Below are 13237 nucleotides of genomic sequence, written 5' to 3'. Positions count from 1 at the left end.
TCGGCCCAGAATTCGGGGACTTACGTGCGCGTCCAGCACCGCCATATCATCTATATTCAGGGCTACGATCCGCGCGGATTGGCGCAATATTACCGCATGTTCCGAACTGAACTGCGCAAGTTCGGCCGGCTGTACCAGCTTCAGGCCACCATCAGCCGCCCCAAGGTCGCCCCCGACGACGAGATTGCTTCCTGGACCATCGATACCAAGGCGGACGACTGGCAGACCCGCACCGCGTACGATTTCCTCCGATTCGAGGACTTCATCCAGCAGGATCTGGCGTCGCCGACCTGGCGCACGGTGCTCAACGCGGTATGGATCTATTGGCGCCTGGTGTTCTCGGGCACGATCGGCCGCTTCGGAAAGGCCAACTGGCGGTTTGCGACCTTCATCACCTATCCGCACTTGATGCTGTTGCTGGAGGCTGCCGGGGCCGGTGCCACAGCCTTCGTGTTCGAGAAGGGGTTGAATGCGCTCGGCATTCCCAACGTCTTCAGCATCGCCATTGCTGTCGCGCTGTTCGTGGCCCTGCTCGGCATCGTGCTGAAATACACCGAAAACGCCACCTACGTGCTCTATCTCCTGAGCGATACGATCTGGACTTGGGAGTTCTCGCACCGCGAGCGCCCCGACTGGGACCAGCGCATCGACCGTTTCGCGCAGCATCTGGTCAAGACGGCCAAAAGCACCGACGCCGAAGAGATCGTCATCGTCGGCCATAGCTCCGGGTCGTTCTTGTCCACGGAAATGCTGGCGCGCGCGCTGAAGCTCGATCCCGCGCTCGGTCGCCACGGCCCGCGGATCGTGCTGCTGACGATCGGCGGCAATTTCCCGATCGTCGGCTATCACGCTGCGTCGAAGGAGTTTCGCGAGCATCTGCGCATGCTGGCGGTCGAGCCCTCGATCGACTGGATCGACTGCCAGGCCCGCAAGGACGTGATGAATTTCTACCAGTTCGATCCGATCGCGAGCCACGGCATCGACGTCGGCGCTGCCAGGCGCAATCCAACCATCGTGCCGGTACGATTCCGCGACGTGATCCGGCCCGAACATTACGAGAAATTCCGCTGGCAGTTCTTCCGCGTGCATTTCCAGTTCGTGATGGCCAACGAACGGCCCAACGCCTACGACTTCTTCATGATTGTGTGCGGACCGGTCCCGCTCAGTGCCCGCATGGCTCTCCCCGACGCCGCGCTTGATGTCGCAACCGGGGATTCCAGTGCCCGCGAACGGGCATGGAAAAGTATCGAGTCGGCCACGGCTGCGGCGAAAAATGCCGCCGATTTAACCAAATTGGAACCAACCGCCCGCCGTATCGGTTGAAATATCGGCACTTTTTCCAATTTCCCCATGGAACCGAATCGGTGCCCCGGGTTGGCTTTGGCGGCTGCTTTGGTGTAAAGCTGGGTTTCTATGGGCTGGGGAGAGCAGCCTGCTTGGCGGCTTTCGACAATAGCAAGCGCTTCAAATAGCTAAAGAAACTGAACCGGGAAGGGTTTCGAAGCTACTAAAGTGATGCATATCACATGGTTTAAGCCGGAGTGCATCTAGGCTTCAAATCAGGTGCCGGCCTGCCTGGGTGGCAGGTGGATCTGGATTTTCGCGGCGCGGTTAACGCGCTTCCCGTCTCGCGTCAGGTTGTTTCGCCCTGACATGAAAAATTGGAATATCGCAGTGACCACATTCAGTAAGACGCCGCTTCTCGATACGATCCGCACGCCCGATGATCTGCGCAAGCTCAAGGTCGAGCAGGTACGTCAGGTCGCGGACGAACTTCGCCAGGAAACCATCGACGCCGTGTCGGTAACCGGCGGTCACTTCGGCGCCGGCCTCGGCGTCGTGGAACTGACCACCGCGATCCATTACATCTTCGACACGCCGCGAGACCGCCTGATCTGGGACGTCGGTCACCAGGCCTACCCGCACAAGATCCTGACCGGCCGCCGCGACCGCATCCGCACCCTGCGCACCGCCGGGGGCCTCTCCGGCTTCACCAAGCGCACGGAGAGCGATTACGATCCGTTCGGCGCCGCGCATTCCTCGACCTCGATCTCCGCCGGCCTCGGCATGGCGGTAGCCCGCGACCTCTCGGGTGGAAAGAACAACATCATCGCCGTGATCGGTGACGGTTCGATGTCGGCAGGCATGGCCTATGAGGCCATGAACAATGCCGGCGCCATGAACTCGCGCCTGATCGTGATCCTCAACGACAACGACATGTCGATTGCGCCGCCGGTCGGCGCGATGAGCGCGTACCTGTCCCGCCTCTACTCCGGCAAAACCTACCGCACGCTGCGCGATGCGGCGAAGCAGATCAACAAGCGCCTGCCAAAGATCCTCGCCAACCGCGCCAACCGCGTCGAGGAATATTCCCGCGGTTTCATGATGGACGGCGGCACGCTGTTCGAAGAACTCGGCTTCTATTACGTCGGTCCGATCGACGGCCACAACCTCGACCATCTGCTTCCGGTGCTGAAGAATGTCCGCGACATGGAGACCGGCCCGATCCTGGTCCACGTCGTCACCCAGAAGGGCAAGGGCTACGGCCCGGCGGAAGCTTCCGCCGACAAATACCACGCCGTCGTCAAGTTCGACGTCGCCACCGGAACACAGGCCAAGGCCAAGCCGAATGCGCCGGCCTATCAGAACGTGTTCGGCCAGAGCCTGGTCAAGGAAGCCGAGAAGGACGACAAGATCGTCGCCATCACCGCGGCGATGCCGTCGGGCACCGGCGTCGACATCTTCAACAAGGCGTTCCCCGACCGCACCTTCGACGTCGGCATTGCCGAACAGCACGCGGTGACGTTCGCCGCCGGTCTCGCCACCGAAGGCTACAAGCCGTTCTGCGCGATCTACTCGACCTTCCTGCAGCGCGGCTACGACCAGGTGGTCCATGACGTCGCGATCCAGAGCCTGCCGGTGCGTTTCGCCATCGACCGCGCCGGCCTCGTCGGCGCCGACGGCGCGACGCATGCCGGTTCGTTCGACAACGCCTATCTCGGCTGCCTGCCGAATTTCGTCATCATGGCGGCGTCCGACGAGGCCGAGCTGGTGCACATGGTAGCCACGCAGGTCGCGATCAACGACCGTCCGAGCGCGGTGCGCTATCCGCGCGGCGAAGGCCGCGGCGTCGAAATGCCCGAGGTCGGCATCCCTCTCGAGATCGGCAAGGGCCGCATCATCCGCCAGGGCAACAAGGTCGCCCTGTTCTCCTTCGGCACGCGTCTGGCCGAATGCGAAAAGGCCGCCGACGAACTCGCCGCCCACGGCCTTTCCACCACGATCGCCGATGCGCGCTTCATGAAGCCGCTCGACGTCGATCTCCTCCTCAAGCTGGCGCGCGATCACGAGGTGCTGCTGACCATCGAGGAAGGATCGATCGGCGGCTTCGGCTCGCACGTCATGCAGACGCTGTCCGACAATGGCATGCTCGACGGCGGGCTGCGCATGCGCGCGATGATCCTGCCGGACGAGTTCCTCGACCACGACTCGCCGAGCGCGATGTATGCCCGCGCCGGACTCGACGCCAAGGGCATCGTCGCCAAGGTGTTCGATGCGCTCGGCAAGGACTACAAGACCGAGTCGGTCAAGCTCGCCTGAGGCTCAAGTCGCTTCGGTTCCGACACCCTCGGAACCGAAGCGCAGGCCCTTTCGCCGGTCATCCCATGAAGATCTATCTGGCAGGTCCCGATGTATTCCTGCCGGATGCCGTCGAAATCGGCCGCCGCAAGGCCGCGATCTGCGAACGCCACGGACTGATCGGTCTCTACCCGCTCGATAACGCGATCGACCTCACTTCCCCCGATGCCTCGCTCGCGATCTTCAAGGGCAATGAGGCGATGATGGATTCGGCGGATGCGATCATCGCCAACCTGACGCCGTTTCGCGGCCCCAGTGCCGACGCAGGCACCGTCTATGAACTCGGCTACATGGCCGGCCGCGGCAAGCTCTGCTTCGCCTATAGCAACGACCCGGCCCTCTACACCGAAAGAGTCGCGCGGTCCTTTGCGGTAACGAAAGCCGCTACCGGCCATTTGATCGATGGTGAAGGACTGGCGGTGGAGAATTTTGGCCTGACTGATAATCTCATGATGATCCACAGCCTCGAACTGCATGGTGCTGAACTGGTGATGCCGCGGCAGCGGCCTACTGATATCTGGCACGATCTCGCCTCGTTCGAGGCCTGCGTCGCGCTCGCGGCGGATCGCGCCACTGGCAAATCGGACTGACCTTGAACCACGACAGCGACAGCAAGACGATGGCCCGCAAGCGCGCGGACGTGCTGCTGGTCGAGCGCGGCCTGTTCGAAAGCCGCGCCCGCGCCCGCGCGGCGATCGATGCCGGCGGCGTGATTGCCGGCGGCCGTCCCGTATTGAAACCCTCCGAGATGATCGCCGCCGATGCCGAACTGTCGGCGCAGCCGGCGCACCCCTATGTCTCGCGCGGCGGCGTCAAGCTCGCCGGCGCGCTGGAGCTGTATCCGATCGAGATCGAAGGCCATGTCTGCCTCGACGTCGGCGCCTCCACCGGTGGCTTCACCGAGGTGCTGCTGCAGAACGGCGCGAGCCTGGTGTTCGCCGTCGATGTCGGACGCAGCCAGTTGCATGCCTCGCTGCACGATCATCCGCGAATCGTGTCGATGGAGGAAACCGATATCCGCAACTTCGAGGGCAAGCGGCTGCCTGCCCGCCCCGATATCGTCGTCATCGACGTTAGCTTCATTTCCCTGAAGGCCGTACTGCCGGTGGCGCTGTCGCTGGCCGCCGCGCCGATGCATCTGCTCGCGCTGATCAAGCCGCAGTTCGAGGCGGAACGAAAGCATTCCAAGCACGGCATCATCCGCAACGCGATGGTGCATCAGGAGATCTGCGACGACGTCCAGGCCTTCGCGGCCTCGCTCGGCTGCACCGATATCCAGGTGTTTCCATCGCCGATCACCGGCGGCGACGGCAATATCGAGTTCTTCATGGGCGCGCGCCGTGGCTGAAATTGAGCACCTCGCGATCGACCATGTCGGCCACCACGGCGACGGCGTTGTTCTCGCTGATGGCGGCAACCTCTATGTGCCGTATACGCTGGCCGGCGAAACGATCGAGGCCGGCCCGGTCCCGGGTCGTCATCCCGACCGCCGGCGATTGCTCAAGGTCGAGGTCGCAAGCGCAGAGCGGATCGCGCCGTTCTGCCCGCATTTCGGCGTCTGCGGCGGCTGCGCGATCCAGCATTGGGACGCCGTCCCCTACGCCGCCTGGAAACGCGATCTGGTGGTGGCGACGCTGGCGCAGGCGGGCATTGATTGCGACGTCGCGCCGCTCGTCGATGCCCATGGCGCAGGCCGAAGGCGCATCACGCTGCACGCGCGGATGGGCACGCACGAGGTGCTCAAGGTCGGCTATGCGGCGGCAGGAGCCCACGACATCGTTCCGATCGACCGCTGCCCGATCCTCGACCCACATCTGAATGGTGCGATCGAGGTGGCCTGGGCGCTCGCCGAGCCGCTGATTTCGATCGGCAAGCCGCTGGACATCCAGGTCACGGCAACCGATAGCGGACTGGACATCGATGTACGTGGATCCGGGCCGTTGTCGACCGCCCTGATCACGCGGCTGTCGCACATCGCCGAACAGCACAGGCTGGCGCGGCTGACGCGCCATGGCGAACTGGTCTTGATGCGAACCCCGCCGGTCGTCGCCATGGGCACCGCAAAAGTCACGCTGCCGCCCGGCTCGTTCCTGCAGGCCACGGTCGCCGGCGAGGAAACGTTGGCGGCGCTGGTCTCGGAACATTGCAAGCGCGCCAAACAGATTGCCGACCTGTTCTGCGGCGTCGGCCCCTTCGCGTTGCGGCTGGCGGCGAAAGCAAAGGTCAACGCCTTCGACAGCGACGCCGGTGCGGTCACCGCCCTGCAGAAGGCTGCGACCACCACGCCAGGATTAAAGCCGGTCCACGCCGAGCCGCGCGACCTGTTTCGCCGCCCGCTGATGCCGCAGGAATTGCGCGACTACGACACGGTCGTGTTCGATCCCCCGCGGCAGGGCGCACAGGCGCAGGCGACGCAGCTGGCGGCGAGCAAGGTGCCTGTGGTGGTCGCGGTGTCCTGCAACGTCACGACATTCGCGCGCGATGCGAAGATATTGATGGGCGGCGGCTACAAGATCGACGGGGTGACGCCCGTCGACCAGTTCCGCCACACGCCGCATGTGGAACTGGTAGCGCGGTTCAGGCGATGAGCGAAGTCCTTCACCCGCCCCCTCAAAGGGCGGGCGAAGAGGTTTACCTTCCCCACCGGTCCTGCCAGATCTTCTCGCCGATCATGCAGTTGACGCGCGACTCGCGGCCGGCGGCGGGAACGACCGGGCGCTCGGGGGTACGGCCGGCGATCTCGAGCAGCAGCTTGGTGCGGATCGCTTCCTTGAACTTGTCGCGTTCCTTGATGGTCACGACGAACGAGCCGGGGCCGCCGATCACGCAGTCCTCGTAATAGAGATCGAGATTGTCGATATCCATCGTGGAATAGGACGGCTCCTTGACCATGATCGGCAGGCCGTTGATGATGACGCCCTTCTCCACTGCGGCATCGCGCGCGATGACGACCGGTGCGCCGTTGTTGTTGGGGCCGTCGCCGGAAATATCGATCACCCGCCGGATGCCACGGTGCGGGTTCTCATCGAACAGCGGCATGGCGAAGTTGATCGCCCCCGAGATCGAGGTGCGCGAGGCGCGCCGGATCGGCGTCCTGGCGATCTCATTGGCGACGGCATCGGCCGTCTCCGGCCCGTCAATCACGCGCCAGGGGATGACGATCTTCTGGTCGGTGGAGGCCGCCCATTCGAAATAGGTGATCGCGATCCTGCCGTGCGGACCGTTCTTCAACGCCTGCAGAAACTCCTTGGAAACGATCGCCTGCGCATAACCTTCCCGCTGCAGCGCCAGTTCGTCGAGATCCATCGAATAGGAAACATCCACGGCCAGCACGAGTTCGACATCCACCGTGGGGTCGGCGTCCCTCGCCGCAGCATGGCGGCCATCGGCGCTCATCTGCTGGCCCGGCCGGTTCGGCGCGGCAACACTCGCCACATCGCCGCCGGCGAGCACTCCGGTTACAAGCACGATCCCGATCGAGACATACCAGCGCATGCGGCCCTCCCGTCGAACGTCAGTGATGGTGACATGCAAAATGGTTGCCGCAAAGCGATGAAATCGTCTGCGCTTCACATTCGGGTTAGGAGCGTGCTCCGTCCACAGGCCGGAGGGTTCCACGCCGGTACCGGGTTCAGATTGAACGGTTGCGGTGCGCGGCGCGACAAATGACCGTCGACGGCCACGAGGGTCGCATTCGTTCGAACATGGTTGTGCCTGAAAAAATTCCCGCGAATGATGGTCTGCCGCCGCTGATGCGCGCAGTCGTCCTCGCGACCGGCCTGCTCGCCTTCGGCTTCGTGGTGGCATTGTGGCTTCCGACGCAGTCCGCCACTGCGCTTTCCGAGGCCACCAAGCCATTGCCCGTTCTGACGGCGGAGAATGCCGTCGAATTATGCGGGCAACTATTCAAGGAGCCGAGGGAGCATATCGACGACGACGCAAGGCGCCGCCGGTGGGACATGCGGCGCGAAAGCTGCAAAATGGCGTTCGAGGCTGACCCTGGGAACGCCGACCTCAAGACCGCCTACGCGCGCAACCTGCCCCATGCGCAGAAGACGGAAGCGATCACCCTGCTGCGCGAGGCCGCGGCACAGGGCAGCGCCGAGGCTTATCATCAGATCTACGAACACCACAGGTCGTGGGAGCGCGGCGACCTCGACCATGTGCCACTGGTCACGCGCGACGAGGCGGGCCAGGCGCTGCGCAAGGCGGCCGAACTCGGCCACCTCTTCGCCATGCAGATGCTGATCCGCCAGCTTGAGGACGGAGACATCCTCAAGCGCGATCCCGCGGCCGCGCGAATCTGGTCCGAACGTGTCGTCGCGAAAGACGCCAGCAAAGGCAGCATGCTGACGCTAGGCCGCCTGCTGGCCGCGTCGGACAAGCCGGACGAGCGGACCCGTGGCCTCGGCGTTCTGGAAGGATTGAATGCGCCGGGGCAGCCATACCAGTTCGGCGCGAGGCGGGTATTGGCGCTGGCAATCCGGAAAGACGATCCGGTACGCGCCCGCACCCTGCTCGAAGAGGCCCGCCGCTCCGATCCCGGCGGCGCCATCGTTCCGCTGGCCGAAATGCTGATCGCCGGCGAAGGCGGCCCGGCCGATCCGAAGCGCGCGCTGTCGCTGTTGAAAGGTACGTCCGACAGCTGGATGGCCGAGGGCATGCTCGGCCGGCTCACCCTCGAAGGAAAGCTGGTGCCGCGCGACGTTCAGAAGGCGGTAACCCAGATCGACCGCGCCAGCGCCTGGGATCTCGACGCCCGCCTGCTTGTGGTGCGGCTGCTCGCGGAATTTCCCGACATGCGCGTGAACGGCCCCAAGCGCGTGCTGTACGACGCCGTGCAGGCCGTGGAACTCGACGAGCCCGGCGCGATGGCGGCGCTGATTGCGCTCAAACTCTCAGCAAACGCCCAGTTTCAGGACCGGGCCGGAGCCTGTAAACTGATCGAGGCGGCCGTCGGCCGCGGCGATCAGAGCATGGCGCAGCGACTGACGGATTGCCGCGCCAATTGAGCGCTGCACCCGTCGGAGTTCGCTCGCTTCGGGACAGTCAATGGCCGATACCACCACCAAGCCGAAAACCAAGGTCGCGACCAAGGTCGAGCGGCCGCGCCTGCACAAGGTCATCCTGGTCAATGACGATTTCACGCCGCGCGAATTCGTGGTCACGGTGCTGAAGGCCGAATTCCGCATGACCGAGGACCAGGCCCACAAGGTGATGATCACGGCGCATCGCCGCGGCGTCTGCGTCGTCGCCGTGTTCACCAAGGACGTCGCCGAGACCAAAGCGACCCGCGCGACCGACGCCGGTCGCGCCAAGGGCTACCCGCTGCTGTTCACGACCGAGCCGGAGGAATAGTTTTCCCGTGCCCGGATTGCGCTCCGCTTGATCCCGCTGCGCGAGGCTTCAAGCCGCCGATTTTTCGTCGGCCAGGCCGTAGACCCTCGCCGCCTTTGAAAAGCCGGCGACAGGAAACTCGCCGAGATCGCTCCAGCCGCCGCCGCAGATGCCGGCAAAGCCTTCCGACGCCACGACCGTGCGGCCGAGCCGGCTCGCGATCTTCTCCAGCCGCGCCGCGAGATTCACCGAAGGCCCGATGCAGGTGAAGTCGAGCCGGTTGCCGCCGCCGATATTGCCGTAGAGAATCCGCCCGACATGCAGGGCAACGCCGAAGCGGAACCGTTCGACGGCGTCGCCGATCGGGTATTGCAGATCGGCGACGCTGGCGCGGGATTCATGGGCGGCCTCGAGCACATGCGAGCAGACTTGCCGCTCATCGCCGACATATTCGTCGATCGGAAACACCGCGAGCAGCCCGTCGCCCATATATTTCAAGACCTCGCCGCCATGCTTCTTGATCGCGGTGACCTGGCAATCGAAATAGTGGTTCAGAATGTCGACGATGGTCTCGGCCGGCAGCCGGTCGGACAACGCGGTGAAGCCGCGCAAATCGGACAGCCAGATCGCGGCATTCATCGTCTCGGTGTGGCCGCGCCTGATCTGCCCGCCCATGATGCGCTCGCCGGCGCTGTTGCCGACATAGGTATCCAGAAGGCTGGCGGCCATCCGGTTCAGGCTGATGATCTCGATCACCCGCGCCAGCGGCCTGACCAGGCTCCGCAGCGCCGCCAGTTGATCATCGGTGAACCCGCCGGGCTGCCTGGTGGTCCAGCTCGAGGCATTGATCGTGCCGGCGATGAAGGGCAGCGGCAACGCGATATAGTCGGTCACGCCTTCGGCGCGAAGCTCATCGACGATCGGAAAGCGGCCGTTTTGCGGGTCGCCGGTCCGGGCGCGGACCTCCAGGCCCTGCTCGAAGGCGATCTTCAGCGGACTGGTGAGAAAATCCGGCGACTCCAGGATGTGGTAGTCCACCGAGCCGATCTGGACTTCGGCGCCCGGCTTCCAGATAAAATTGCGCCCGTAGATCTCGGGATGCAGCGTGCGGACGAAAACGCCGATACGCCAGAGCGGCAGGCCGGCCGCGACCATCCGTTCGCAGCATTCCGCCATGAACCGGCTCGGGCTGGCCGCGGATCTGCCGCCGTCGATCAGCCAGTCGGTCAGCGCCCGCAGTTTCGATGCATCCATGACGCCGGTATTTGCCGTGCAACCCCATGAAAGGTCAAGCGCACGCTACCACGACAGGTGGCGTGACCTGACCGCGGAGCTGCGCTAGCGTAACGATACAAAAGCAAGAGGAAACGTCACAGTGTACGACTACATCATCGTCGGCGGCGGGTCGGCCGGCTCCGTCATGGCCCACCGTCTCTCCGCCAAAAGCGCCAATAAAGTCCTGCTCTGCGAAGCCGGCCAGGACACACCGCCAGGCAACGAACCCACAGAGATCCGCGACAGCTATCCGGGAACGGCGTATTTCGATCCGCGCTTCCACTGGACCGAACTCAAGGTCACCACCCAGGTCGTCAGCCACAACAATCCGGACGAAGCCAGGCCGCCCTTGCGCAAGTACGAGCAGGCGCGCGTGCTGGGTGGCGGGTCCTCGATCAACGGCCAGATGGCCAACCGCGGCGCGCCGACGGATTACAACGAGTGGGAATCGCGCGGCGCCGCCGGCTGGAGCTGGGACGACGTGCTGCCTTTCTTCAAGAAGGTCGAGCGCGACCTCGATTTCGACGGGCCCTATCACGGCAAGGAAGGCCGCATCCCCGTGCGCCGGATTCCGCAGGAACACTGGACAAAACACAGCCAGGCGATGGCGGAGGCCTGCAAGCTGGCCGGCTTCAAGTTCCTGCCCGATCAGAACGGCGAATTCGTCGACGGCTATTTTCCGGTGACGCATTCCAACCAGGACGAGCAGCGCGTCTCGGCCGCGATGGGCTATCTCGACCGCGCGACGCGCCAGCGCGCCAATTTGACGATTTCGACCAACACGCAGGTGAAGGAGCTGCTGTTCGAGGGCACGCAATGCGTCGGCGTCAAGGCGCTGGTTGATGGCCGCGAGCAGGAATTCAGAGGGCGCGAGATCATCCTCTCGTCCGGGGCCATCCATTCGCCCGCGCATTTGCTGCGCGCGGGCATCGGCCCCGTCGGCCATCTCCGCGACTTAGGGATCCCGGTACTGGCGGGCCTCGCCGGCGTCGGCCAGCGCCTGATGGACCATCCCTCGATCTCGCTGTCCTCCTATGTCCGTCGCGGCGCGCGCATGAACGAACACACCAGGCGCCATATGCAGATGGGACTGCGCTACTCCTCGGGGCTTCCGGGTATCCCCGCCGGCGACATGTTCGTCGTCGTCATTACCAAATCGGCCTGGCATGCGGTCGGCGAGCAGATCGGCTCGCTGCTCACCTTCGTCAACAAGACCTATTCGGAGACCGGCCAGGTCAAGCTCGCCTCGCGCGACCCGCGCGAAGAGCCGATCGTCGAGTTCAACCTGCTGTCCGACAAACGCGATCTCGACCGGCTGATGAGCGGCTTTCGCAAGATGGCGGGCCTGCAGATGAGCGCACCGCTCAAGGCGGTGACCGACAAGCCGTTCCCGGCGGCCTATTCCGACCGGGTGCGCAAGATCGGCGTGGTCAATACCAAGAACAAGATCCTCACCGCCATCGCCGCCAGGCTGATGGACGGGCCTGCGGCGCTGCGCCACTACATGATCGACAATTTCGTCGTGGAAGGTTTTACGTTCGAGCAGGTCATGACCGACGACGACGCGCTCGAAGCCTTCGTGCGCAAGGCCGCGATCGGCGTATGGCACGCCTCGTGCTCATGCCGGATGGGGCGCGCCGACGATCCGATGGCGGTCGTCGATACGCAAGGGCGAGTCAAGGGCGTGCAGGGCTTGCGCGTCGTCGACGCCTCGATCTTCCCCGTGGTGCCGTGCGCCAACACCAACTTCCCGGTGCTGATGACGGCGGAGAAGATCGCGGACGCGATGCAGACGTGACAGGGGACGGAATTACCCGCCAACCTGCCCGCGATGGCGCAGGAGATGATCGGCCAGCACGCAGGCCATCATCGCCTCGCCGACCGGTACCGCGCGGATGCCGACGCAGGGGTCGTGGCGGCCTTTGGTCATGATGTCGGTGTCGGCGCCGGATCGGTCCACCGTCTGGCGCGGCGACAGGATCGACGAGGTCGGCTTCACCGCAAAGCGCACCACCACCGGCTGGCCGGTGGAGATGCCGCCGAGCACGCCGCCGGCGTTGTTGGACAAAAACCGCGTGCCGTTGTTGCCGGTACGCATCTCGTCGGCGTTTTCCTCGCCGGACAATTCGGCGGCACCGAAGCCTGCGCCGATCTCGACGCCTTTCACGGCATTGATGCTCATCATCGCCGCCGCCAACTCGCCGTCGAGCTTGGCGTAGATCGGCGCGCCGAGGCCGGGCGGCACGCCTTCGGCGACCACTTCAATCACGGCGCCGATCGAGGAGCCGCTCTTGCGGATGCCGTCGAGATACTGCTCGAAGAACGCGGCCTTGTCCTTGTCCGGACAGAAGAACGGATTGCGCGCGATCTCGTCCCAGTCCCACTTCGCGCGATCGATCTTGTGCGGGCCCATCTGCACCAGCGCGCCGCGCACCTTTACCTCGGGCAGGATTTTTCGCGCGATGGCGCCGGCCGCGACGCGCGTGGCCGTCTCGCGCGCCGAGGAACGTCCGCCGCCGCGGTAATCGCGCAGGCCATATTTGGCCTCATAGGTGAAGTCGGCGTGGCCCGGGCGAAACTTGTCCTTGATTTCCGAATAGTCCTTGGAGCGCTGGTCGGTGTTCTCGATCAGAAGCGCAATCGGCGTGCCCGTCGTCACCTGCGCGCCGGTTTCGGGATGCGCCATCACGCCGGACAGGATTTTTACCGCATCCGGTTCCTGGCGCTGGGTGGTGAAGCGCGACTGGCCGGGACGGCGGCGGTCGAGATCGTGCTGGATGTCTTCCGCAGTCAGCGGGATCAGCGGCGGGCAGCCATCAACCACGCAGCCGATCGCGACCCCGTGGCTTTCGCCGAAGGTGGTGACGCGGAACAGGTGGCCGAAGGTGTTGTGGGACATGGCGTGTCGTAACGCGGCGTCGCGCAGCGGTCAAACCTGGAGGCCGTCAGGCCCCGGCGGTCCGCAGGACCGAACCTCGGGGGTGCA

Annotated in this window: 11 protein-coding genes; 8 read left to right on the top strand and 3 right to left on the bottom strand. The window is 64.5% G+C overall.

The genetic code is table 11. From position 1 onward, the window contains the following. Positions 1-24 precede the first annotated feature (24 nt). From QUH67_RS09535 to QUH67_RS09515, 5 genes are all read left to right on the top strand, one after another. Positions 25-1323, top strand: a complete 1299-nt coding sequence (locus QUH67_RS09535; RefSeq protein ID WP_300946421.1) for a hypothetical protein — start codon at positions 25-27, stop codon at positions 1321-1323. A 330-nt stretch (positions 1324-1653) separates the two neighbouring features. Next, complete coding sequence (gene dxs, locus QUH67_RS09530) at positions 1654-3600, top strand: 1-deoxy-D-xylulose-5-phosphate synthase (RefSeq protein ID WP_300946420.1); 1947 nt, start codon at positions 1654-1656, stop codon at positions 3598-3600. Positions 3601-3665: 65 nt separating this feature from the next. Further along, entirely contained in the window at positions 3666-4229 is a 564-nt protein-coding gene (locus QUH67_RS09525) for a nucleoside 2-deoxyribosyltransferase (RefSeq protein WP_300946419.1), read from the top strand. Between the two features lie 29 nt (positions 4230-4258). Beyond that, positions 4259-4987 (top strand): TlyA family RNA methyltransferase, encoded by a 729-nt coding sequence (locus tag QUH67_RS09520; protein ID WP_300947987.1) that lies wholly within the window; start codon positions 4259-4261, stop codon positions 4985-4987. Next, the gene (locus QUH67_RS09515) at positions 4980-6227 is read left to right on the top strand and encodes a class I SAM-dependent RNA methyltransferase (protein WP_300946418.1); all 1248 of its coding nucleotides are present in this window, start codon (positions 4980-4982) and stop codon (positions 6225-6227) included. The genes QUH67_RS09520 and QUH67_RS09515 overlap by 8 nt, the downstream gene beginning before the upstream one ends. 43 nt (positions 6228-6270) lie before the next feature. On the opposite strand, the gene QUH67_RS09510 is transcribed toward QUH67_RS09515, so the two are convergent. Then, positions 6271-7134, bottom strand: a complete 864-nt coding sequence (locus QUH67_RS09510) for a DUF1194 domain-containing protein (RefSeq protein WP_300946417.1) — start codon at positions 7132-7134, stop codon at positions 6271-6273. 170 nt (positions 7135-7304) lie between these two features. Between QUH67_RS09510 and QUH67_RS09505 the strand changes: the two genes are divergently transcribed. Both QUH67_RS09505 and clpS read left to right on the top strand, forming a co-directional pair. Beyond that, the gene (locus QUH67_RS09505) at positions 7305-8651 is read left to right on the top strand and encodes a tetratricopeptide repeat protein (protein WP_300946416.1); all 1347 of its coding nucleotides are present in this window, start codon (positions 7305-7307) and stop codon (positions 8649-8651) included. A 40-nt stretch (positions 8652-8691) separates the two neighbouring features. Next, positions 8692-8997: an ATP-dependent Clp protease adapter ClpS gene (gene clpS / locus QUH67_RS09500; protein WP_300946415.1), complete on the top strand. Its 306-nt coding sequence runs from the start codon at positions 8692-8694 to the stop codon at positions 8995-8997. Between the two features lie 48 nt (positions 8998-9045). Here clpS and QUH67_RS09495 read toward each other — a convergent pair whose 3' ends face one another. Next, positions 9046-10230: an adenylate/guanylate cyclase domain-containing protein gene (locus QUH67_RS09495; protein ID WP_300946414.1), complete on the bottom strand. Its 1185-nt coding sequence runs from the start codon at positions 10228-10230 to the stop codon at positions 9046-9048. A 121-nt stretch (positions 10231-10351) separates the two neighbouring features. Between QUH67_RS09495 and QUH67_RS09490 the strand changes: the two genes are divergently transcribed. Further along, positions 10352-12049, top strand: coding sequence for a GMC family oxidoreductase (locus QUH67_RS09490; RefSeq protein ID WP_300946413.1), 1698 nt, complete (start codon positions 10352-10354; stop codon positions 12047-12049). Positions 12050-12061: 12 nt separating this feature from the next. Here QUH67_RS09490 and aroC read toward each other — a convergent pair whose 3' ends face one another. After that, positions 12062-13150, bottom strand: a complete 1089-nt coding sequence (aroC, locus tag QUH67_RS09485; RefSeq protein ID WP_300946412.1) for a chorismate synthase — start codon at positions 13148-13150, stop codon at positions 12062-12064. Positions 13151-13237 lie beyond the last annotated feature (87 nt).

The organism is Bradyrhizobium roseum, from assembly GCF_030413175.1.
GTDB classification, from domain to species: Bacteria; Pseudomonadota; Alphaproteobacteria; order Rhizobiales; family Xanthobacteraceae; genus Bradyrhizobium; species Bradyrhizobium roseum.
This window is presented reverse-complemented; position numbering and strand designations above follow the sequence as displayed.

Excerpts from the sequence above, each read along its gene's own strand:
- dxs (WP_300946420.1), top strand. The coding sequence starts at position 1,654 with ATGAAAAATTGGAATATCGCAGTGACCACATTCAGTAAGACGCCGCTT.
- QUH67_RS09525 (WP_300946419.1), top strand. The coding sequence starts at position 3,666 with ATGAAGATCTATCTGGCAGGTCCCGATGTATTCCTGCCGGATGCCGTC.
- QUH67_RS09520 (WP_300947987.1), top strand. The coding sequence starts at position 4,259 with ATGGCCCGCAAGCGCGCGGACGTGCTGCTGGTCGAGCGCGGCCTGTTC.
- QUH67_RS09510 (WP_300946417.1), bottom strand. The coding sequence starts at position 7,134 with ATGCGCTGGTATGTCTCGATCGGGATCGTGCTTGTAACCGGAGTGCTC.
- QUH67_RS09505 (WP_300946416.1), top strand. The coding sequence starts at position 7,305 with ATGACCGTCGACGGCCACGAGGGTCGCATTCGTTCGAACATGGTTGTG.
- clpS (WP_300946415.1), top strand. The coding sequence starts at position 8,692 with ATGGCCGATACCACCACCAAGCCGAAAACCAAGGTCGCGACCAAGGTC.
- QUH67_RS09495 (WP_300946414.1), bottom strand. The coding sequence starts at position 10,230 with ATGGATGCATCGAAACTGCGGGCGCTGACCGACTGGCTGATCGACGGC.
- aroC (WP_300946412.1), bottom strand. The coding sequence starts at position 13,150 with ATGTCCCACAACACCTTCGGCCACCTGTTCCGCGTCACCACCTTCGGC.